This is a genomic window from Pantoea sp. B566, assembly GCF_024793925.1.
GTDB classification, from domain to species: domain Bacteria; phylum Pseudomonadota; class Gammaproteobacteria; order Enterobacterales; family Enterobacteriaceae; genus Pantoea; species Pantoea ananatis.
Window position 1 is genome coordinate 3,689,580 of sequence record NZ_JANUQL010000003.1, and the last position, 21,298, is coordinate 3,710,877.

19 protein-coding genes are annotated in these 21,298 nt (G+C 52.4%); 9 read left to right on the forward strand and 10 right to left on the reverse strand.

The window, feature by feature from the left end; genetic code table 11:
• Positions 1-235: 235 nt before the first annotated feature.
• The 5 genes from acnB (at position 236) to NYE92_RS18770 (ending at position 7,887) form a co-directional block, all read left to right on the forward strand.
• Positions 236-2,833: a bifunctional aconitate hydratase 2/2-methylisocitrate dehydratase gene (acnB, locus tag NYE92_RS18750; protein WP_085980279.1), complete on the forward strand. Its 2,598-nt coding sequence runs from the start codon at positions 236-238 to the stop codon at positions 2,831-2,833.
• Positions 2,834-2,992: 159 nt separating this feature from the next.
• Positions 2,993-3,355 (forward strand): protein YacL, encoded by a 363-nt coding sequence (gene yacL / locus NYE92_RS18755; RefSeq protein WP_013024643.1) that lies wholly within the window; start codon positions 2,993-2,995, stop codon positions 3,353-3,355.
• Positions 3,356-3,506: 151 nt separating this feature from the next.
• A complete protein-coding gene (locus NYE92_RS18760; protein WP_015700944.1) occupies positions 3,507-4,463 on the forward strand; it encodes a 2-keto-3-deoxygluconate permease in 957 nt (318 codons plus the stop codon).
• Positions 4,463-5,731, forward strand: coding sequence for a D-threonate kinase (gene dtnK / locus NYE92_RS18765; protein WP_259019511.1), 1,269 nt, complete (start codon positions 4,463-4,465; stop codon positions 5,729-5,731). The genes NYE92_RS18760 and dtnK overlap by 1 nt, the downstream gene beginning before the upstream one ends.
• Positions 5,732-6,339: 608 nt before the next feature.
• Positions 6,340-7,887: a methyl-accepting chemotaxis protein gene (locus NYE92_RS18770; RefSeq protein WP_014592933.1), complete on the forward strand. Its 1,548-nt coding sequence runs from the start codon at positions 6,340-6,342 to the stop codon at positions 7,885-7,887.
• A 52-nt stretch (positions 7,888-7,939) separates the two neighbouring features.
• Here NYE92_RS18770 and NYE92_RS18775 read toward each other — a convergent pair whose 3' ends face one another.
• The 5 genes from NYE92_RS18775 to NYE92_RS18795 all read right to left on the reverse strand — a co-directional run bounded on the left by NYE92_RS18775 (position 7,940) and on the right by NYE92_RS18795 (position 12,771).
• Complete coding sequence (locus NYE92_RS18775; RefSeq protein ID WP_128392315.1) at positions 7,940-9,112, reverse strand: nucleotide disphospho-sugar-binding domain-containing protein; 1,173 nt, start codon at positions 9,110-9,112, stop codon at positions 7,940-7,942.
• 1 nt (position 9,113) lies between these two features.
• Entirely contained in the window at positions 9,114-9,881 is a 768-nt protein-coding gene (locus tag NYE92_RS18780; protein WP_227008665.1) for an alpha/beta fold hydrolase, read from the reverse strand.
• A gap of 732 nt (positions 9,882-10,613) precedes the next feature.
• Positions 10,614-11,423: an adenosylmethionine decarboxylase gene (gene speD / locus NYE92_RS18785; RefSeq protein ID WP_013024649.1), complete on the reverse strand. Its 810-nt coding sequence runs from the start codon at positions 11,421-11,423 to the stop codon at positions 10,614-10,616.
• A 28-nt stretch (positions 11,424-11,451) separates the two neighbouring features.
• Positions 11,452-12,315: a polyamine aminopropyltransferase gene (gene speE / locus NYE92_RS18790; protein WP_014606566.1), complete on the reverse strand. Its 864-nt coding sequence runs from the start codon at positions 12,313-12,315 to the stop codon at positions 11,452-11,454.
• Positions 12,316-12,423: 108 nt separating this feature from the next.
• Entirely contained in the window at positions 12,424-12,771 is a 348-nt protein-coding gene (locus NYE92_RS18795; RefSeq protein WP_259019347.1) for a YacC family pilotin-like protein, read from the reverse strand.
• A 158-nt stretch (positions 12,772-12,929) separates the two neighbouring features.
• On the opposite strand from NYE92_RS18795, the gene cueO reads away from it, so the two are divergent.
• Positions 12,930-14,531 (forward strand): multicopper oxidase CueO, encoded by a 1,602-nt coding sequence (gene cueO / locus NYE92_RS18800; RefSeq protein WP_259019348.1) that lies wholly within the window; start codon positions 12,930-12,932, stop codon positions 14,529-14,531.
• Here cueO and NYE92_RS18805 read toward each other — a convergent pair whose 3' ends face one another.
• Complete coding sequence (locus tag NYE92_RS18805; RefSeq protein WP_014592938.1) at positions 14,532-15,815, reverse strand: cystathionine gamma-synthase family protein; 1,284 nt, start codon at positions 15,813-15,815, stop codon at positions 14,532-14,534.
• 234 nt (positions 15,816-16,049) lie between these two features.
• Between NYE92_RS18805 and hpt the strand changes: the two genes are divergently transcribed.
• Entirely contained in the window at positions 16,050-16,586 is a 537-nt protein-coding gene (gene hpt / locus NYE92_RS18810) for a hypoxanthine phosphoribosyltransferase (protein WP_013024654.1), read from the forward strand.
• Between the two features lie 69 nt (positions 16,587-16,655).
• Here hpt and can read toward each other — a convergent pair whose 3' ends face one another.
• Positions 16,656-17,321 carry a carbonate dehydratase gene (can, locus tag NYE92_RS18815; protein ID WP_014606563.1) on the reverse strand — a complete coding sequence of 222 codons (666 nt, stop codon included), beginning with the start codon at positions 17,319-17,321 and terminating at the stop codon, positions 16,656-16,658.
• A 106-nt stretch (positions 17,322-17,427) separates the two neighbouring features.
• On the opposite strand from can, the gene NYE92_RS18820 reads away from it, so the two are divergent.
• Positions 17,428-18,354 (forward strand): ABC transporter ATP-binding protein, encoded by a 927-nt coding sequence (locus NYE92_RS18820; protein ID WP_028714825.1) that lies wholly within the window; start codon positions 17,428-17,430, stop codon positions 18,352-18,354.
• The gene (locus NYE92_RS18825; RefSeq protein ID WP_013024657.1) at positions 18,351-19,121 is read left to right on the forward strand and encodes an ABC transporter permease; all 771 of its coding nucleotides are present in this window, start codon (positions 18,351-18,353) and stop codon (positions 19,119-19,121) included. The genes NYE92_RS18820 and NYE92_RS18825 overlap by 4 nt, the downstream gene beginning before the upstream one ends.
• Before the next feature lie 54 nt (positions 19,122-19,175).
• Here the strand turns inward: NYE92_RS18825 and panD are convergent, their stop codons facing one another.
• The 3 genes from panD to panB are packed head-to-tail and all read right to left on the reverse strand — an operon-like array spanning position 19,176 to position 21,265.
• On the reverse strand, positions 19,176-19,556 hold the full coding sequence (panD, locus tag NYE92_RS18830) for an aspartate 1-decarboxylase (RefSeq protein ID WP_013024658.1): 381 nt from the start codon (positions 19,554-19,556) through the stop codon (positions 19,176-19,178).
• Positions 19,557-19,600: 44 nt separating this feature from the next.
• Positions 19,601-20,455 carry a pantoate--beta-alanine ligase gene (gene panC / locus NYE92_RS18835; RefSeq protein ID WP_013024659.1) on the reverse strand — a complete coding sequence of 285 codons (855 nt, stop codon included), beginning with the start codon at positions 20,453-20,455 and terminating at the stop codon, positions 19,601-19,603.
• Positions 20,456-20,470: 15 nt separating this feature from the next.
• Positions 20,471-21,265 carry a 3-methyl-2-oxobutanoate hydroxymethyltransferase gene (gene panB / locus NYE92_RS18840; RefSeq protein WP_014606562.1) on the reverse strand — a complete coding sequence of 265 codons (795 nt, stop codon included), beginning with the start codon at positions 21,263-21,265 and terminating at the stop codon, positions 20,471-20,473.
• Positions 21,266-21,298: the final 33 nt, after the last annotated feature.

Here is a 21,298-nt window from a genome sequence, read left to right on the forward strand (position 1 = left end):
GTATGACTGTGTTAGCAGGCGGGGCTTTACGCCCTGCTTTTTTTCCGTTTACACCGGATTAGTTAGCGCATTCTGCTACAGAAAACCCTAATGTTGCTTTTTTGTAAACAGATTAACAAGGCGGTTAAATCCTGCTATGCTGCCCCACGCGGAACCGGGCACCTTACCCTACTCATGGAATGCGTTGTCATCAGGGTGCACCGGAAACCCATACAATGAGAGCGAGGAGAACGTCGTGCTAGAAGAATACCGTAAGCACGTTGCCGAGCGTGCTGCCCAAGGGATCGTACCTAAGCCATTAGATGCTTCCCAAATGGCCGCGCTGGTTGAACTGCTAAAAAATCCACCTGCGGGTGAAGAAGAATTTTTGACCGATTTGTTGGTCAACCGCGTACCACCCGGCGTCGATGAAGCGGCGTATGTTAAAGCAGGTTTCCTGGCTGCTGTCGCCAAAGGCGAAACAACCTCTCCTCTGGTATCTCCTGAAAAAGCTGTTGAACTGCTCGGTACCATGCAGGGCGGCTACAACATCCATCCTCTGATTGAAGCATTAGATGATGCGAAACTCGCACCGATTGCGGCAAAAGCGCTTTCCCACACGTTGCTGATGTTTGACAGCTTTTACGACGTTGAAGAAAAAGCCAAAGCAGGCAATCCACACGCGAAGCAGGTGATGCAGTCGTGGGCGGATGCCGAATGGTATCTGTCACGTCCTGAGCTGGCTGAAAAAATTACCGTTACGGTTTTCAAAGTCACGGGTGAAACCAACACCGATGACCTGTCTCCGGCACCGGATGCCTGGTCACGTCCTGATATCCCACTGCATGCCCTGGCGATGCTGAAAAATGCCCGTGAAGGCATTGAGCCGGATGAGTCAGGCAACATCGGTCCGATCAAACAGATCGAAGCACTGCAGGCTAAAGGTTTCCCGCTGGCCTATGTGGGCGACGTTGTGGGCACAGGTTCATCCCGTAAATCGGCCACCAACTCGGTGCTGTGGTTTATGGGCGATGACATCCCTAACGTGCCGAATAAAAAAGGCGGTGGTGTTGTTCTGGGCGGCAAGATTGCGCCTATCTTCTTCAACACCATGGAAGATGCCGGCGCGCTGCCGATCGAAGTGGATGTGAACGACCTGAATATGGGTGATGTCATTGATATCTATCCTTTTAAAGGCGAAGTGCGCAATCACGAAACCGGCGATCTGCTGGCCAGTTTTGAACTGAAAACCGACGTGCTGATTGATGAAGTGCGTGCCGGTGGCCGTATTCCACTGATCATCGGTCGTGGCCTGACCAGCAAAGCGCGTGAATCCCTGGGGCTGCCTGTCAGCACCGTGTTCCGTATCGCGAAAGACGTGGCGGAAAGCTCACGCGGCTACTCACTGGCGCAGAAAATGGTTGGCCGCGCCTGTGGCGTTGACGGCGTCCGTCCGGGTGCCTATTGCGAACCGAAAATGACCTCGGTGGGCTCGCAGGATACCACCGGTCCTATGACCCGCGACGAGCTGAAAGACCTGGCATGTCTGGGCTTCTCTGCCGATCTGGTGATGCAGTCATTCTGTCACACGGCGGCTTATCCTAAGCCAGTCGATGTGAACACGCACCACACGCTGCCAGACTTCATCATGAACCGTGGCGGCGTTTCCTTGCGTCCTGGGGATGGGGTAATTCACTCCTGGCTGAACCGTATGCTGCTGCCGGATACCGTCGGCACCGGTGGCGATTCCCACACCCGCTTCCCAATCGGTATTTCCTTCCCGGCAGGTTCGGGTCTGGTTGCCTTTGCGGCAGCGACCGGCGTTATGCCACTGGATATGCCGGAATCGGTACTGGTACGTTTTAAAGGTAAAATGCAGCCCGGCATTACGCTGCGCGATCTGGTTCACGCGATTCCGCTGTATGCGATTAAGCAGGGCCTGTTAACCGTTGAGAAGAAAGGTAAGAAGAACATCTTCTCCGGTCGCATCCTTGAAATTGAAGGTCTGCCCGATCTGAAAGTGGAGCAGGCGTTCGAACTGACCGATGCCTCTGCTGAGCGTTCTGCTGCAGGCTGTACCATCAAGCTGGATCAGGCGCCAATCAAAGAGTATCTGACATCTAACATTGTCCTGCTGAAATGGATGATCTCAGAAGGCTACGGCGATCGTCGTACGCTTGAGCGCCGTATCGAAGGCATGGAGAAATGGCTGGCGGATCCACAGCTGCTCGAAGCCGACGCCGATGCAGAATATGCTGCGGTGATTGACATCGATCTGGCGGAGATCAAAGAGCCGATTCTGTGCGCGCCAAACGATCCCGACGATGCGCGTCTGCTGTCAGATGTGCAGGGCGAGAAGATTGATGAAGTCTTTATCGGTTCGTGCATGACCAACATCGGTCACTTCCGCGCGGCAGGTAAGTTGCTGGACAGCCACAAAGGCCAGCTGCCAACCCGTTTGTGGGTCGCACCACCGACCAAAATGGATGCGGCACAGCTGACGGAAGAAGGCTACTACAGCGTGTTCGGTAAGAGCGGTGCGCGTATCGAGATCCCGGGTTGTTCACTGTGCATGGGTAACCAGGCACGTGTCGCCGATGGCGCAACGGTCGTTTCGACCTCAACCCGTAACTTCCCGAACCGTTTAGGTACAGGGGCTAACGTCTACCTGGCTTCTGCGGAGCTGGCGGCGGTCTCATCACTGTTAGGTAAGCTGCCAACGCCAGATGAGTATCAGCAGTTTATGGCGCAGGTGGATAAAACGGCTAGCGATACCTATCGCTATCTCAACTTTGACCAGTTGAGCCAGTACACTGAAAAAGCGGATGGCGTGATTTTCCAGACCGCCGTCTGATTGCTGACCGTTGGTCCATTTAAGAGGGACGCTCTGGCGTTCCTCTTTTTTTTATGCCTGAAAAGTGTCCTGAAGGAAGCCGGATGTGTGCGCTAAGCAGGTGCATGGTAATGAAAATAGCGGTATAACAGCGCGAGTGACTGATAAAGAGATAAGATCATGGAGTATGAATTTCTACGTGACATCACGGGCAAAGTGAAAGTTCGTATGTCGATGGGACATGAAGCACTGGGCCACTGGTTTAATGAAGAGGTCGAGCACGATGCCAGCGTGCTGGATGAGGTGGAAGCGGAAGCCCATAAATTAAAAGGAAGTGAACGTCAGTGGCAACGTATCGGGCGGGAATACACGCTGTGGATGGATGACGAAGAGGTGATTGTCCGCGCGAATACGCTGAATTTTGAAGGCGATGAAATGGAAGAGGGCATGAATTATTACGATGAAGAAAGCTTGTGCTTCTGCGGTATGGAAGATTTTCTGGCGGTCATTGCTGCCTGGCGGCGCTTCATGCAAAACAGATAATACCGGTGAGTATTGCAGGCCCTGTGGTTCCACTCCGTATTGATTGATTATGCTCAACTAACCGCGCGCTATTCTGCGATTCATGCCGCAATTTTCCTCTTAATGATTTAATATCATCATGGTGATTATAATTAATCATAATGGTGATAATATGGATATTAAAGCAACAGTTGAAAAAATCCCGGGCGGTATGATGGTTGTCCCGCTGGTTTTAGGGGCCATCGTGAATACGCTCGCGCCCGAAGCCTTACAGGTGGGCGGCTTTACCACCGCGCTTTTTAAAGAAGGTGCACCTGCTCTGATTGGGGCATTTTTGTTTTGTATGGGCGCAGGGATATATATCAAAGCGGCACCCAAAGCCTTGTTGATAGGCGGTGGCGTCACGGCAAGCAAGTTTCTTGTTGCTGTGGCCGTGGGCTTTGCTGTGGATACCTTTTTTGGCGCGGAGGGGCTGTGGGGACTGACGTCGGTCGCCGTCATTTCGGCCATGAGCAATACGAATGGCGGCCTTTATGCTGCCCTCGCGGGGGAGTTTGGCCAGGACAATGAAGTCGGCGCGACACCCGTGATCTCCCTTAACGATGGTCCGGTACTCACCATGATTGCCCTGGGCGCGGCAGGGATGGCAAATATTCCTGTCATGTCGGTGGTGGTGGTGATCGTCCCCATGCTGCTGGGCATGTTGCTCGGTAATCTCGATCCAAAAATGCGCGATTTTTTGTCTCAGGGCGGCCCGATACTGATTCCCTTCTTTGCCTTTGCGTTGGGTGCCAGCATTGATTTTGCCATGCTGCTCAAAGGCGGGCTGGCTGGCATTGTTCTGGGGGGCTTAACCACGCTCGTCGGCGGCTTCTTTAATATAAAAGTCGATCGCTTGTTAGGTGGCAGCGGAATTGCCGGCGCGGCGGCATCCAGCACGGCGGGCAATGCTGTCGCCACGCCTGTTGCTATTGCTCACGCCGATCCCGCCCTGGCGGACGTCGTTGCGTCGGCCACGCCGCTGGTCGCGACGTCGGTCATTGTTACCGCAATTTTAACGCCCATGCTGACCTCATGGGTGGCAAAGAGTAATCAGCAGCGATCGCTGTCATCCACGGAGAAGTTATGATGAAAATGCTTGTCATCGCCGACGATTTTACGGGCGCAAACGATACCGGTGTCCAGTTGGCTAAAAAGGGCGCACGCACCGAAGTGATGCTGACGCCACAGCAGAAACCCTCGCGGCGGACTGACGTACTCGTCATCAACACGGATAGCCGGGCGCTTAGCGCAGAGCAGGCGAGCATTGCCGTTACTCAGGCGCTTTCTGCCTGGCTGGGCACGACGCAAAATAACGTACTGATTTATAAAAAAATCGACTCGACCTTGCGGGGGAACCCCGGGGCGGAGATTGCCGCGGCTATGGCGGCAAGTGGTGCCACGCTGGCGATCGTTGCCGCGGCCATACCTTCGGCAGGCCGCATCACGCGCCAGGGTGAGTGCCTGGTGCACCAGCGTCCGTTGCTGGAGACAGAGTTTGCCAGCGATCCTCGCACCCCGATTATTTCGTCGCGGATCAGTACGCTTATCGGCTTACAGACTCATCTGCCGGTGAGTGAAATGTCGCTGGACGTGGTAAGAGGCGGTGAGCTACGTGCCCGGCTTGAAAGTCTGGCCCGGCAGGGAGGGGGCATCGTGGTCATGGATGCCGAAAATGATAACGATCTGACGCTAATTGCCCAGGCCGCCCTGGCCATGACCCAGCCCCCTTTATTGGTCGGTGCGGCGGGGCTGGCGAATGCACTTCCGGCTGAAAGTTACATGACTATGCATCAAACTCTGCCGGTACTGGTGGTGGCAGGCTCAATGAGTGAAATGACCCGACGTCAGGTTGAGCAGGCGCAGCGCTCAGGACGCGTTGACGTTGTCAGAATTGCGGTACAAACCCTTCTGGGGCCTAAAGATGAGTGCGAGCATATCGTGGCCCAGGCGTGCGAGATTCTGATGCAGAACAGGCACTGTGTTCTTCAGACCAGCAGTAGCGTTGACGATCGTAATCAGATTGATGCTCTGACCGCGCACTACGAACTGAGTCGTGAAGCCTTAGGTGAAAAGCTGAGTCAGCGGCTGGGAGAAATCACGTTGGCGATTCTCGATCGTGCTCGTACCGGCGGCCTGTTTCTCACCGGTGGGGACATCGCTATTGCGGTGGCTAACGCATTGGGCGCTGAAGGTTATCGTATTCAGAGCGAAGTCGCTCCCTGTATCCCCTGCGGCACCTTCGTGAACAGTGAAATTGATGACCTGCCGGTTATTACCAAGGCGGGGGGATTTGGCACAGACAGTACGCTATGCGAAGCCCTGCACTACATAGAAGAGTTGTATCTCCAACCCTAAGCCCGGGCCTGTACATCGGCGACGTTGCAGTCGATGTGCAGGTTAAAATCGATTTCAGAGAGCACAAGGTAGGGGTGATTTGTATTAAGAGCACGGGGCACAGGGCAATATTTAACGCCGCGCGCGATGTTCTGTTTTATTAAAATATAACCTTTCACCAAAAAGATGAGGAGATGACAGGCGGTTTTGACATGAGTGATAAAATTTAATTGGTTAATAATGCGATGGCGCTAAGTCAAATTAACGTTGCACTTTATTCCTTCAACGCAATGTTGTAAGCATTTTCATTCTCATCTCTTTTAAAAGTCTTTGATTTTAATCTTTTTTATTTCGGTGGGTTAATTCACGCTCCGCTGAAGCTGCATAGTGATAGATAAGCATCTCTGCGATTTTTTGAAGTGGCTTAAAATTAAAAAGGTAACGCAGTGGAAATTTCAGCAACTGCGTTAATAATCAACTGGACATTAATGCGTTTATATTGGCGTCACTCATTTTTGGGTGCGTTAACAGGCTTTTCATTAAATTTACATGCCTGATTATTAATGTTTTTGCCATTAGTCTCAGTTAATTAATGGAATTTATTTATTTTTTCCACTCGCGGAGAAATTATGCTCAGCAACACATCTATCAGAACACGACTCTATATTGCATTTGGCGCGATTACGCTGGTCATGATTGTCGTTTGTGGCCTGTTTTATGCTGGTTTTGGCCGGGTAACACAAGCCAGCCAGCTTAATATTCATACTTATCAGGTTGTTGAAGGATTAAACAAGGCCACCGAAAACCTGCTTAATATGGAGACGGGCGTGCGTGGTTTTGCGCTCAACGGCAAACCGCAGATGCTGGTTCCGTTTAATGAAGGGAAACAGGCGTTCAGTCGATATATAGAGACTACGCATCAGCTGACCCAGGATAATCCGGAACAGCAGAAACGTTTAGTTGATTTGGAAAACAGACAAAAGGCCTGGCTGGAAACCTATGCCCAAAAGGTGATCGATGCGCGCGAACGCCTGAATCAGGGCTCGCTGGATCAGCAGCGCTTTTTTGAGCTCTTTGCCTCGGGTGAAGGGAAAGTTCAAATGGATGCGATGCGTTCTGTCATTGAGTCAATGATTGCCACTGAAAAATCGTTGCTGCAGGCCCGTGCAGACGAGTTAATCACTGAGCGTACAAAGACCAGAATGACGTTAACAGGCGGGCTGGTGCTTTCGACAGCCATCTCATTGGTGCTGGGACTGCTTATTTCCCGTAGCATTTCCCGTCCTCTGACGCTGGCGGTGAATACGGCTGATACCATCGCCCGGGGCGACCTGACCTCCGTCATTACCGTGGATCGAAAGGATGAGACCGGCAAGCTGCTTGCGGCGCTGGCCAATATGCAAAATCATCTGCGGACACTGGTTTCTCAGATCAAAGATTCCGCTGCGTCGGTTGAACTGGCAGCCAGCGAAATTGCACAGGGAAATACAGAGCTCTCTTCCCGCACGGAGGAGCAGGCTGCCGCGTTGCAGCAGACTGCAGCCAGTATGGAGCAGATTACCGCTACCGTGCGCAATAACACTTCCGTCGCAGAATCCACCGCCTCTTCGGCTCGCGAGACGGAATCGCTGACCCGCGCCAGTGAAAAAGCCGTCAATGAAATGAGTCAGACCATGCACAGCATTTCGGTGAGTGCGGCCAAGGTCAAAGAGATTACGGCGGTCATTCAGAGCATCGCGTTTCAGACGAACATTCTGGCGCTGAATGCCGCCGTTGAAGCAGCAAGAGCAGGTGAACATGGTCGCGGTTTTGCCGTGGTGGCGAGCGAAGTCCGGACGCTGGCTCAACGCAGCGCCTCGTCGTCACGAGAAATCGGCACCCTGATTGAAGAAGCCGTCAGTGGCGTCGAGAAAGGCGTAAAAGCGGCAGATAATACGGCACACAGTATTCTTAAAGCCGCGAGCGAGGTCGCCTCGCTGGCACAATATATGGATGGGCTGGCTCTGGCATCGGTAGAACAAATGCAGGGCGTTTCGCAGGTCAGCGTGGCTGTGACCCAAATGGACAGCGTAACGCAGAGCAACGCGGCGTTGGTCGAACAGTCCGCTTCTGCATCCCAGTCGTTAACGGAACAGGCAAGGAGCCTGAGAGTATTAACGGCCGCGTTTCAGATCTGATGCCCATCGGCCAGCCAGGGTAAATCATGCCTGGCTGGCTGTGCCGGATGGCTTAACGGGTCAGAAAGTTTTCCAGTTCGTGACTTTTATTGCCCGCTTTATCAAATTGCGCCGCGTAGTAATCGCAATTATGTTTCTTATGGCGTGAAAGCGCCGCCATTTTCCGGATTTCCTTTATCCCTTTTCCTTTCAGCCCACAGGCCAGCCGCTCAAGTGCACGGGCGTTTTCAAACTGATCGAACGCGCGGGGATAGATCAGTTGGGGAACGCCATTCTTGAGTAACTGCGCGGTGGTGCCAATACCGCCATGATGAATGGCAAATAAGCACGTTTCGACAAGGGCAATATTCAGTTGAGGTACGGTCATCACGTCATCGTTCACCGACAAGGCGGTTGCTGTTGGCGTAACAAGTACGCATTTTAACCCCTCAGCTTTTAAGTCCTGCAATATCTGGCTAACGGACTTTTTCTCAGCCAGTGCCCAACTGGTAAAAAACACCACCGTTCGGGAGTCAATAAAGGCGGTAATCTGTTCGTCATCCGTTGATGCACGGCTTTTATTAAGCATAAAACCAGCGTAAAACCCGTTACGCGCTTTTTTCTGATAGAACCAGGGTTCATATAACACGATCGAACGCTGTCCACCGCTCACCCAGTCAGCATAAATATTTCGACAGGCGGGCAGGTGATTGTCGCGGCGTAATTTGTCCAGCGTATCCTGAAGTGCGGGTGACACCAGTGCGCGTTGAAATAAGGCCAGTTTCCAGTTCAGATTCACTCGCAGGCCTTTTTCCAGCGCGTTAATCACGCGCCCGGGCTGCAATTTTAAATTTGAATTGGTCAGGCTGATTGCATATTTCTTAATCTGGTATTTGTCACTTACCGCTTTTGCAGCGAAGCACCATAAAGAATGAATGATAATGCAGTCATCATCCACAAGGGCGCTCATGGCATTGAACATGGCTTCCTGCTGTTCCGCCATATAGTGTGAGATACGTTTCAGAGAGTGCTTTTTTTCCCACAGCGAACGGTCCTGTACCGCGTTGACGTACGTTTCTTTATCGCCCACCGCAACAAAGGAAAGTCCGCGAGAAACGGCTTCTGACCTGAAGTAATCGTTAGCGAGCAAATAAACATCGTGATTTTTTTCTTTCAGAAGCGATCCAATTTCGATACAGGGAAAGACATCGCCAGCTGAGCCGAGTGCGCCAATGATCACTTTCATTTCAGACACCAATCTGGTTAAAAATGGTGTTAAAGGCGGCAGCCGTACGCTCCCGGCTAACTTTTCCTTCCAGATCTAAAAAGTGTCCCGCATCTCTGATCTGATAAAAGCAGGTTTTGTCCGACTCGCCGCAAATCTCTTCAATGTTTTTCTGCGGCGTATGAATATCCAGATCGCCATTGATAAAGTGAAACTGACATGCCGAATTATCGATAATGCTTTTGTAGTCATGATTGCGAATATTAGCGATTTGCTCAAGGTGGAAGCGACCCTGGCGGTACTCAATTTCATCCAGCGTGGTGAGGTGTCTGAAATTGCAGAATTTCATTTTGTTTGGCAAATAGGCACCGACTTCTTCGTTCATCAAATGCGCAAGATCGACAAATTTTTTCTCTTTTGAGTACAGATTTGCCTGTTTAACGTAGGTGCGCATTCGATCGTTAAATTCGAAAGAGTAAGACGCAATAATGGCGTGTTCCAGGCCATCTTCGCCGTTATTTAACAGCTTCAGCGTCGATGCGCCGCCCCACGAAGCAGAGGCAATAATGTTAGGCTTATAGATTGAAATAATTTCCCGAATGATCGCCACTTCATCATCCAGCGTAACGATATTACAGTCCTGCTCATTGTAGGGTTTCGATTTGCCGGAAAAAGGCAGATCGAACGTAATCACATCTGATTTATCCGCCAGAAACCGCTTCCAGTTCCGAAAGGAAGACGAGGTCGCCAGCGCGCCATTTATCAGGATGGTCCTGTTACGTGTGGGCACGCTGCATTTCACTAATTCCACATAAACGTTAAGTTTGTTTATGTTTATAACAGAGTATGCGTGACTCATATCACTCTCCTTACCAACGATTACCCGCGAAAAGTAAATTTTTTTAATGTATATCACAGGGTGATGTGATCATTAAGTTATTTTTATGTTTTATTGGTTTTTTTAATGGGATTAATTTTATGCCTATGATAGTTAAGGTTTTTAACGAGGTTTTAGATGACTAACCTTAAATGGCTTACTTTTAATCAAAAATTAAGCTTATGTTTTCTTGCGATACAATGTGATCTTCCTCATGGAAAAAGCATTGGTTAGCATGGCGTAAAGCGATGCAGTTTGTTAGGTCACATCATTTTCATTACAGAAATTCATGTTAACTAAATTAATGATTTGGGCGGATCTGGATTGGTTTTTTAGTGTTTAGTACTGAATATTTGAATTAATACCTGTGTTGTAGCGGAAAAGAGACAAGAACGGCCGGAGGAGGGCAGCGATGACAGCGCTGAGCAGGAGAAAGTGAGACGCGGGGTTCTGCGCGTATTACAAGAAAAGTGCTCGCGGCAACCAGGCGATAAAGCCACCAGAAGAGGCAAATTAACCGGACGGCGGCCATCCTGGTTTGCAGCGCATAATAAGTCCTGTTCTGGTTGAAACCGGAAGAGGCATGGATGATGACGAAGGAGAAAATGGCCCCCAACGCTGGGGGGCAGGGCAGCGGTAGGGTGACTAGTACGTTTTTAATCCCACTGACGGAATATTTCTGCCGTAGTAAATCTCACGCATTTCCTTCCACAGCAGGTCGGTAATACGTTTATGCTCCTGAGGCGTCAGATCTTCAGGGCGGGTATTGAAAAGATAGTGTTTTAAATCGAACTCTTTTAATAACATCTTGGTGTGAAAGATGTTTTCCTGGTAAACGTTAACATCCACCATGTCGTACATGCCCTTCATGTCTTCAGACATAAAGTTCTGAATAGAATTGATTTCATGGTCGATAAAATGTTTCACGCCGTTCACGTCACGCGTGAAGCCGCGCACGCGATAATCCACCGTGACGATGTCTGACTCCAACTGATGAATCAGATAATTAAGCGCCTTAAGAGGGGAGATCACGCCACAGGTCGATACTTCGATGTCGGCACGGAAGGTGCAAAGGCCGCCTTCTGGGTGGCTCTCTGGATAGGTATGTACACAGATATGACTCTTATCAAGGTGCGCAACGACGGAGTTGGGCAGCGGACCCGGATGTTCTGACGTATCAATATCTTTGGGATCGATGGGTTCCTCACTGACCAGAATGGTCACGCTGGCACCCTGTGGCTCATAATCCTGACGGGCAATATTCAGGACATTTGCGCCAATGATGGAACAGGTTTCGGTCAGAATTTCTGTCAGGCGATTGGCATTATATTGCTCATCGATATAAGCAATATACCCATCACGTTCAGCTTCAGTATTTGCATAGCAAATATCGTAGATACAAAAACTCAGGCTTTTGGTCAGGTTATTGAAGCCATGTAGTTTTAGCTTTTGCAATTTTATTCACCCCCTTATAAATGCCCAGTCAGCGCGGGTCTTCCAGTGCATTCAACAGATATTGTGGCAGGGCAAAGCTGCCAGTATGAATCGCCGGTGTATAGTAACGGCAGCGCAAGCCAGAGGCTTCGAAACGCGCCTGTAACAGGGCCGCGTCGGGCTGGCGCAAAGCAGGATTGTCGCTGGCCCAGGCAAACGTCATGATCCCGCCATAGTAGGTCGGGATAGCCGCCTGATAAAAGCTGACATCCTGGAAGTAGTGGCTGAGTTTACGATGGCTGTTCACTGCCTCATCCTGCTGCAGGAAGCAGACGCCGTTTTGTGCAACGAAAATACCGTTCTCATTCAGGGCTTTTTTACAGCCTGCATAGAATTCAGAGGTAAACAGGCTTTCGCCCGGACCGATGGGATCGGTACAGTCTGAGATAATAACGTCAAACTTTTCAGTGGTGTGATTGACGAAATTCACGCCGTCATCGATAACCAGATTGAGACGCGGATCGTCGTAAGCGCCGGCACTGTGATTGGGCAAATACTGACGGCAAAAGGTGACCACGCCAGCATCAATCTCGACCATTGTGATTTTTTGGATATCAGCGTGGCGGGACACTTCGCGCAACATGGCACCGTCGCCGCCGCCGATGATCAGCACGCTTTTTGCCGAGCCGTGAGCCAGCAACGGCACGTGCGTCATCATCTCGTGATAGATAAACTCATCACGTTCGGTTGTTTGCACCACGCCATCCAGCGCCATGACGCGACCCATGGCCGCGTTTTCAAAGATGATTAAATCCTGGTGGGCCGTTTTATCCCGATAAAGCTGTTTATCGACGGTAAAATACTGGCCAAAGCCGGCATGAAGTGTTTCATACCACATCTCATTTTGGGCCATGATGAAGCTCTCCTTTCGTGACATCACCCCGAAAATCGGCGGGACATCATAGCTAACTATGATAGTCCTTGCACGGGCAAATGTCTGGTGGGAGAGCGGGCTGGCGCGCTACTTTACATAAGCAAGCAGGCTGAGAGAATCCCGGGACAACGACTTACATTTTTGGTCATTAGCAATGGCGATGCCGCTTAAATCACGATAGCTGGCTTCGCCGAGGGCTTTCATGTTGTAGTTGTTGTAATTGCTTAAGTCCCAGCGGTTCTGCTGAGCAAAAAACACCAACGCCTTACGAATCTGCGCATCGGGCAAATCCTGGTAGCCACAATCATTTTTTAAATAAACGAATACGGCAGTGAGATCGGCAAGATCTTCTGCTTCGGATTCGCTCAGGGCAAAGCTGGTGGAGGAGAAGCCGAAGAGTCCCGCCAGCAGCAGGATCTTGATGCTTTTCTTCATAGTTATTCTCATCAGATAATTGTCTTAAGACGTTAGCACAGTTATGTAAAGATTTTCGATCAATTTACGCTTTTCGGGGCATTCTGTCCGGCTATGCTTGACCTTGCCATAAGGGCAGGGTTTAGGCTTCAGGTAATTTCGTTACAAGGATGCTGATTATGCAACGTCGCCACTTTTTGAAACTCAGCGCGGCACTGGGCGCGGCGGGTGCGCTGCCGCTCTGGAGCCGCTCGCTCATGGCCGCCACCCGACCGCCGCTTCTTATTCCCGCGTTGCTGGAGGCGGATGCGAATGGCCTGTACAGCCTGACGGCGATGGAGGGCACGACGCAGTGGCAGGGGAAAGCCGTACCCACCTGGGGCTACAATGGCAGCCTGCTGGGCCCGGCGATTCGCCTGAAGCGCGGTACGACAGCCACCATCAACATTCATAACCGGCTTAAAGAAGCGACTACGCTTCACTGGCACGGGCTGGACATTCCCGGTGAGGTAGACGGCGGCCCACAGGGCGTCATTGCACCGGGTGCGATGCGTCAGGTGACCTTTACCCCGGATCAGCCTGCGGCAACCTGCTGGTACCATCCGCATCTACACGGCAAAACCGGCCATCAGGTCGCTCAGGGCCTGGCGGGGTTAATTTTGCTGGAGGATCAGCCGTCAGGTACGCTCCGGCTGCCCAGCCAGTGGGGCACCGACGATGTACCGCTTATCTTTCAGGATAAGCAGCTGAGTCAGTCTGGCGAGCATATCGATTATCAACTTGACGTGATGCGCGCGGCGGTGGGTTGGTTTGGCGACATGATGCTGACGAATGGCGTGCAGTATCCGCAGCACGCCGTGCCGCGTGGCTGGCTACGTCTGCGCCTGCTTAACGGCTGCAATGCCCGTTCGCTGCATATCGCGGCCAGCGACAAACGTCCCCTGTATGTTATCGCCAGTGACGGTGGGCTGCTGTCGGAGCCGGTGAAAGTGGATTCACTTCCGCTGCTCCCTGGTGAGCGTTTTGAGATCATGGTCGATACCTCTGACGGCAACGCCTTTGATATCGTCACGCTGCCGGTCACGCAAATGGGCATGACGCTGGCACCTTTCGATCGCCCCCTGCCGCTGGTGAATATCTTGCCGCTGCGGATCATGGCCAGTGCAACTTTACCCGACCAGCTCGCCACGCTGCCAGCTGTGCCAAAAACAGAAGGCCTGACAACGCGCTGGCTGCAGCTCAGTATGGATCCCCAGTTGGATCAGCAAGGTATGCAGGCGTTAATGGCGCGTTACGGTGAGAAAGCCATGGGCAAAGGAGGGCAGCACGCTATGCCAATGGGCAACGACGCGAGCGAGATGAAACATGACAGCGGCGCAGAGACGATGGATCACCAAAATATGGACCATGGCGCAATGTCCGCTGCCGCGTATGATTTCCATAACGGCAATAAAATTAACGGTCTGGCATTTGATATGACGCGTCCCGCCTTCAATGTGAAACAGGGCGCCGTGGAAAAATGGACCATTTCCGGCGAAGGCGACAGCATGCTGCATCCTTTTCATATTCACGGTACGCAGTTCCGTATTCTTTCAGAAAACGGCAAACCGCCCGCCGCCCATCGTCAGGGATGGAAAGACATGGTGAATGTCGACGGCTGGCGCAGTGAAGTACTGGTGCGTTTCAATCACACCGCCGCCGCCGATCATGCATATATGGCCCACTGCCATTTGCTGGAGCATGAAGATACCGGGATGATGCTGGGCTTCACCGTGACCTGATCAGGCTTGTTCAAGGGCCAGTCGGATGTCTTCTACCAGATCTCCGGCATGTTCGATGCCGATCGATAAGCGTATCGTCGCGTCGGTGATACCGATGCGCTCACGGACCGCATCCGGCACGCCAGAATGCGTGGTTGTGCCGGGATGGCTGGCAAGTGACTCGGTGCCGCCCAGGCTAACGGCCTGCTTAAACAACGCAAGCGCATTGAGAAAGCGAAACGCGGCAGGTTGTCCGCCCACGATATCAAAAGAGAAGGTCGAGCCGGCGCCGCTGCACTGCTCGCGATACGTTTTGCCCGCGGGGCTTTCTGCATCCAGATAGGGCAACCAGTGCAACGCTGCTACCTTAGGATGCGGCTGCAGAAAGGCGGCAACGGCTTCGGCATTGCGAAAGGCTTTTTCCATGCGCAGCGACAGCGTTTCCAGCGAACGGCTAATCATCCAGCTTGAGTGCGGATCCAGTTGCGTACCGATAGCGCTGCGCAGGGCGCGAATTTGCGTCATCAGCGTTTTCTTACCCATCACCGCGCCAGCGATCAGGTCAGAGTGCCCGCCGACATATTTCGTCAGAGAATACAGCGATAAGTCCGCCCCCAGCGTCAGCGGCTGTTGAAAAATTGGGCCCAGCAAGGTGTTATCACAGGCGATGACCGGACGCGAACCCTGATGCCGATCGATCTCGTCGGCGATGCGCCCCATCAGCGCAATATTCACCAGGCTGTTGGTGGGATTCGCCGGGGTTTCCACCAGAATCATCGCGACGCGCCCCTGCGCCATCGCACGATGAGCCGCATCACGCACTTTTGCTTCATCGTGTCCGTCGCTGAAGCCGACCGCCTGAATGTCCAGATTGTGCAGTGTCTTACTCAGCAACGTTTCCGTGCCGCCATACAGCGGCTGCGAATGCAGAATGACTTCTCCCGGTCGTGCAAAGGTTAACAGCGTTGTCGAGATAGCCGCCATACCGGAAGCAAACAGGGCACAGCTTTCCGCCTGTTCGTAAATGGCCAGGCGATCTTCTACGATCTCGCTGTTGGGATGATTAAAGCGGGAATAAACCAGTCCGCCGCTTTTGCCTTCCGGAGGCTGACGACGGCCTGAAACATAGTCGAAAAAGTCGCGGCCTTCTTCTGCGCTGTCGAAAACAAAGGTAGAGGTAAGAAACACGGGCGGCTTCACGGCACCTTCCGACAGGCGAGGATCGTAGCCATAATTCAGCATCTGGGTTTCAGGATGCAGTTGACGATCGCCAACGTGCGTTTTCTTACTTGAGGGTGAAGTCATTGAGATCTCCCAATAAGGTCGTTAACTGCATAACGATATGTTGATAAAATCCTATCATGCAGCAATTAATGCTGTTAAATGCTGTGTTGTTCTAAGGTAATGCTGACTGTGCAACTGCCAGACGACAGGTGAAGATTTTTACTACACGTAAACGTTTGCTTTTTCCGCGCGGCATCAGTACGCCTTTCTACTATGATAGACTGCGTGGCTTTGTGAGCTACCGGGCAAAAGGCAATGAAACATACTGTTGACGTAATGATCCCTGAACAGGCAATCGCCGCGCGCATCGCTGAACTGGGCAAAGAAATCACCGACCATTACCGCGACAGCGGCAGTGATATGGTGCTGGTGGGGCTACTTCGTGGCTCATTTATGTTTATGGCTGATTTATGCCGCGTCATTGACGTTCCGCACGAAGTGGATTTTATGACCGCATCCAGTTACGGCAGCGGTATGTCCACGACCCGGGATGTGAAAATCCTGAAAGACCTGGATGAAGATATTCGCGGCAAAGATGTTTTAATTGTCGAAGACATTATCGACTCCGGTAACACGCTTTCGAAAGTGCGTGAAATCCTGCGCTTGCGTGAGCCAAAATCCCTGGCGATTTGTACGCTGCTGGATAAGCCTGAACGTCGGGAAGTCAACGTCAACGTTGAATACGTCGGCTTTTCTATTCCCGATGAGTTTGTGGTGGGCTTTGGTATTGATTATGCGCAACATTATCGCCACCTGCCTTACATCGGCAAAGTGGTGCCGCTCGAAGACTGAATGCCGTTGACCGCACATTCTTCCAAGGCCTGAGCCCGTCGTTTCGTGTAGGCTTGTCGCGCAACAGCGTTACTGGCGCTGAAAATCGCCCTTAACTAACAGATTAGCCATGCCGTGACGATAGCGTTGTTCAAGGTTCTCCCGGCTGCTTGCCGTCACATCAAGATTGCGCAGGCAGCCATCCTGGATACCGTAAACCCAGCCATGGAGCGACACTTTGCGTCCACGTTTCCAGGCGGATTGCAGAATCGTGGAATGCCCAAGATTATAAACCTGCTCAACAACGTTGATTTCGCAAAGTTTATCCAGGCGTTTATCCGGCGGGAGTTCCCCCAGTAACACGCTATGCTTGTACCAGAGATCGCGAATGTGCAGCAGCCAGTTATCTATGAGACCCAGCTCCGGGTTATCCATAGCGGCCTGAACACCACCGCAGCCATAGTGGCCGCACACGATGATATGTTCAACTTCTAACACCTCTACCGCGTACTGCACCACAGAAAGGCAGTTGAGGTCGGTATGAATGACCAGGTTGGCGACGTTGCGATGAACAAACAGTTCGCCGGGCTCAAGGCCGGTAAGGCGTTCGGCGGGCACGCGGCTGTCTGAACAGCCAATCCAGAGGAAACGCGGTTTTTGCGCCTGAGCCAGTCGCTCAAAAAAGCCGGGATCTTCTTTGACCAGTAATGTGGACCATTCGCGGTTATTACTGATCAGGGTATCAATATCTGTCATGGCGTTAAGCAACCTGTTACTGCGCATTTGCGTGCGCGTACTATAGGCGAAGGCTTCCTAAATTCAAACGGCATTACAATGCCATACAACAGGGTATGTATTCAGAATGACCTATGCACTGGAACTTTCCCGGCTGACCAAGACCTATCCCGGCGGCGTACAGGCGCTCAAGGGCATCGATCTGAACGTCGAAGCCGGTGATTTTTATGCGCTTTTAGGGCCTAACGGCGCGGGTAAATCGACCACTATCGGCATTATCAGTTCGCTGGTGAATAAGTCTGAGGGCAGCGTCAGGGTTTTTGGCTACGATCTGGAAAAAGACGTAGTGAACGCCAAACGCCAGTTGGGCCTTGTCCCACAGGAGTTTAACTTTAACCCGTTTGAAACGGTCATGCAGATCGTAGTGAATCAGGCCGGTTACTATGGCGTTGAGCGTCGTGAAGCCCTGCAACGTGCGGAAAAGCACCTGAAGCAACTCGACCTGTGGGAAAAACGCAACGAGCGCGCGCGGATGTTGTCCGGTGGCATGAAACGTCGTTTGATGATCGCCCGCGCCCTGATGCATGCGCCCAAGCTGCTGATTCTGGATGAACCTACCGCCGGGGTCGATATTGAACTGCGCCGCTCGATGTGGGTGTTTTTGAAAGATCTGAACGCGCAGGGCACCACTATCATTCTGACCACTCACTATCTTGAAGAGGCAGAAATGCTGTGCCGCAACATCGGCATTATTCAAAATGGCGAGCTGGTAGAAAACACCTCAATGAAATCTCTGCTGTCAAAGCTGAAATCGGAAACCTTTATCCTGGATCTGGCCGCGCGCAGTCCGCTGCCGTCGCTGGAAGGTTTCCAGTATCGCCTGGTCGATACATCGACGCTGGAGGTCGAAGTCCTACGTGAGCAGGGGCTGAACAGTGTATTTAGCCAGCTCAGCGCTCAGGGCGTGCAGGTACTGAGTATGCGCAACAAAGCGAATCGTCTGGAAGAGCTGTTCGTCGGCCTGACGCAAGGAAAAACAGGAGCTAAAGCATGACACATTTGTACTGGGTGGCGTTAAAGAGCATCTGGGCTAGGGAGGTGAACCGCTTCGCCCGTATCTGGATTCAGACGCTGGTGCCACCCGTTATCACCATGACGCTGTATTTTATTATCTTCGGCAACCTTATTGGTGCGCGTATCGGCGATATGAATGGGTTCAGCTACATGCAGTTTATTGTGCCTGGCCTGATTATGATGTCGGTGATCACCAACGCCTATGCCAACGTGGCTTCCTCGTTTTTTAGCGCCAAGTTTCAGCGCAATATCGAAGAGCTGCTGGTGGCACCGGTGCCGACGCACATCATCATTGCGGGCTATGTCGGTGGCGGTGTGGCACGCGGCGTTTGTGTCGGTGTGCTGGTTACGGCGGTGTCGCTGTTTTTTGTCCCTTTCCATGTTCATTCATGGATGATGGTTGCCGTCACGCTGCTGCTCACTGCCGTGCTGTTTTCGCTGGCCGGCCTGATTAACGCGGTGTTTGCCCGTACCTTTGACGATATCAGCCTGATACCGACCTTTGTACTGACGCCATTAACTTACCTGGGCGGCGTGTTTTATTCGCTGACGCTGTTACCGCCCGTGTGGCAAGCCATTTCAAAGCTGAACCCGGTGGTGTACATGATAAGCGGCTTCCGCTTTGGTTTCCTCGGCATCCACGATGTTCCGCTGGCGCTGACCTTATCGGTACTGATTGCCTTTATCGTGGTGTTCTATATCGCGGTCTACTTCCTGATTCAGCGCGGGCGCGGATTGCGTACCTGATGCCATGACGGACAAAAAAGCAGCGATATCGCTGCTTTTTTATGTGGGCCGGGCTTACGCCAACTGTACCGGCAAGGCTTTCGCCAGGCGCTTCATCTGATTATCCCCTTCAAAGTAGGCCACGTTGGGCTTCCACTGACGGGCTTCTGCATCTTCAACCTGCACATAGGAGCAGATAATCAGGATATCGCCTTCACAGGCACAGCGCGCCGCTGCGCCGTTGACCGAAATGATTTTTGAACCTCGTTCGGCGGCGATAGCATAGGTAGAGAAACGCTGACCGTTGGTCACGTTGTAAATATCGATGGCTTCGTATTGCAGGATGCCAGAAGCATCAAGGAAATCCTGATCGATGGCGCAGGAGCCTTCATAGTTGAGGTCTGCCTGCGTCACCTTCACGCGATGCAATTTGCCTTGTAAAACCGTGCGAATCATAGTCAGAAACCTTGTTATACAGCCAAAAATACGACCTGCAGCCTTTACTGCGTGAGGTCGACCTGTTGATTATCGATCAGCCGTGCGTTCCCCAGCCAGGCCGCCATTAAAACCACGGCACGCTGGCTGTCCACCGTCAGAGGGGCTAGCGTTTCTGCATCGCAGATTGCCAGGCCATCCGGCCGCAATCCTTTTTCCTGCAGCGACAGATTCGCGGCATCAATAATATCGTCAATCTGCCGCTCGCCATTAGCCAGTCGGGCGGCCATTTCATTCATTACCTGACTCAAACCGGGGGCCAGCTTGCGTTCATCGTCAGTGAGATAGCCGTTGCGTGAGCTGAGTGCCAGGCCATCTTTGGCACGGACGGTGGGCACACCGACAATCTCGATGTCGAACCCCATATCCGCCACCATTTTACGAATGATGGCTAACTGCTGAAAATCTTTCTCACCGAAGCAGGCAATATCGGGCTGAACCAGATTAAACAACTTGCTGACGATGGTCGCGACGCCGCGAAAATGGCCGGGACGGCTCGCGCCTTCCAGCAGCGATGACAACACCGGGACCTCTACGAACGTCTGATTCGCCAGCCCCTGGGGATAAACCTCGGCAGGTGAGGGCGCAAACACGACATCGACGCCGTGACGGTTGAGCTTCTCGCAATCCTCCTGGAGCGTACGCGGATAGCGAGCCAAATCGTCAGGACGATCAAACTGCATGGGGTTGACGAAAATGGACACGATAACGATATCACCCCGTTCACGCGCCTCGTCGACCAGCGTTAAATGCCCTTCGTGCAGGTTGCCCATTGTCGGCACCAGCGCGATACGTTTACCTTGCTCGCGCCAGCGACGAACGTCACGTCGCAACATAGGCAGAGTGTCGATGATCAGCACGGCAATTCTCCTGAATTACTGGAAACTGTGTTCAACAGCGGGATAGCTTCCTGCTTCAACTTCAGCAATATAGCGGCGGATGGCCGCCCGGATGTCGCCGGTCTCAGCCAGAAAGTTTTTCGCAAATTTGGGCACGTGCCCGCCGGTGATCCCCAGGGCGTCATGCATGACCAGTATCTGACCGTCGGTAACGTTACCTGCGCCGATACCAATCACAGGAATCGCCAGCGCCTGGGTCACGCGCTGCGCCAGCGCAACAGGGACACATTCCAGCACCAGCAGCTGAGCCCCCGCCGCTTCGATAGCCAGCGCATCAGCCAGAAGCTGCTCCGCGCCTGCTTCATCGCGCCCCTGTACTTTATAACCGCCAAAAATATTCACAGACTGCGGCGTTAATCCCAGATGGCCACATACCGGCACGGCGCGCTCCGTCAGCATGCGTACGCTGTCTGCCAGCCATGCGCCGCCTTCCAGCTTCACCATATTGGCTCCGGCTCGCATGAGCTGCGCTGCGTTATTAAAGGTTTGCTCTGGCGTGGCATAACTCATGAAGGGCAGGTCAGCCAGTAAGAGCGACTGAGGCGCACCCCGACGCACCGCTGCGGTATGGTAGGCGATATCGCTTACCGTTACAGGCAACGTCGAATCATGGCCCTGTACGGTCATTCCCAGCGAGTCGCCTACCAGTAGCACCTGAATGCCCTCATCGGCAAATAGCCGGGCGAAACTAAACTCGTAGGCGGTCAGGGTCGCGAATTTTTTGCCGCTTTCTTTCCACTGACGCAAATGAGAAATGGTGGTGGGTTTCATGGCGCTCTCAACTCAGAAATTCAGATGGACGCA

Bases quoted from the DNA above. Each gene is read 5' to 3' on its own strand.
- NYE92_RS18760 (WP_015700944.1), top strand. From the start codon at position 3,507: ATGGATATTAAAGCAACAGTTGAAAAAATCCCGGGCGGTATGATGGTT.
- NYE92_RS18805 (WP_014592938.1), bottom strand. From the start codon at position 15,815: ATGACTTCACCCTCAAGTAAGAAAACGCACGTTGGCGATCGTCAACTG.
- can (WP_014606563.1), bottom strand. From the start codon at position 17,321: ATGACAGATATTGATACCCTGATCAGTAATAACCGCGAATGGTCCACA.
- NYE92_RS18775 (WP_128392315.1), bottom strand. From the start codon at position 9,112: ATGAAAGTGATCATTGGCGCACTCGGCTCAGCTGGCGATGTCTTTCCC.
- dtnK (WP_259019511.1), top strand. From the start codon at position 4,463: ATGAAAATGCTTGTCATCGCCGACGATTTTACGGGCGCAAACGATACC.
- speE (WP_014606566.1), bottom strand. From the start codon at position 12,315: ATGGCCCAAAATGAGATGTGGTATGAAACACTTCATGCCGGCTTTGGC.
- NYE92_RS18825 (WP_013024657.1), top strand. From the start codon at position 18,351: ATGACACATTTGTACTGGGTGGCGTTAAAGAGCATCTGGGCTAGGGAG.
- panD (WP_013024658.1), bottom strand. From the start codon at position 19,556: ATGATTCGCACGGTTTTACAAGGCAAATTGCATCGCGTGAAGGTGACG.
- hpt (WP_013024654.1), top strand. From the start codon at position 16,050: ATGAAACATACTGTTGACGTAATGATCCCTGAACAGGCAATCGCCGCG.
- NYE92_RS18770 (WP_014592933.1), top strand. From the start codon at position 6,340: ATGCTCAGCAACACATCTATCAGAACACGACTCTATATTGCATTTGGC.
- panB (WP_014606562.1), bottom strand. From the start codon at position 21,265: ATGAAACCCACCACCATTTCTCATTTGCGTCAGTGGAAAGAAAGCGGC.
- NYE92_RS18820 (WP_028714825.1), top strand. From the start codon at position 17,428: ATGACCTATGCACTGGAACTTTCCCGGCTGACCAAGACCTATCCCGGC.
- NYE92_RS18795 (WP_259019347.1), bottom strand. From the start codon at position 12,771: ATGAAGAAAAGCATCAAGATCCTGCTGCTGGCGGGACTCTTCGGCTTC.
- yacL (WP_013024643.1), top strand. From the start codon at position 2,993: ATGGAGTATGAATTTCTACGTGACATCACGGGCAAAGTGAAAGTTCGT.
- cueO (WP_259019348.1), top strand. From the start codon at position 12,930: ATGCAACGTCGCCACTTTTTGAAACTCAGCGCGGCACTGGGCGCGGCG.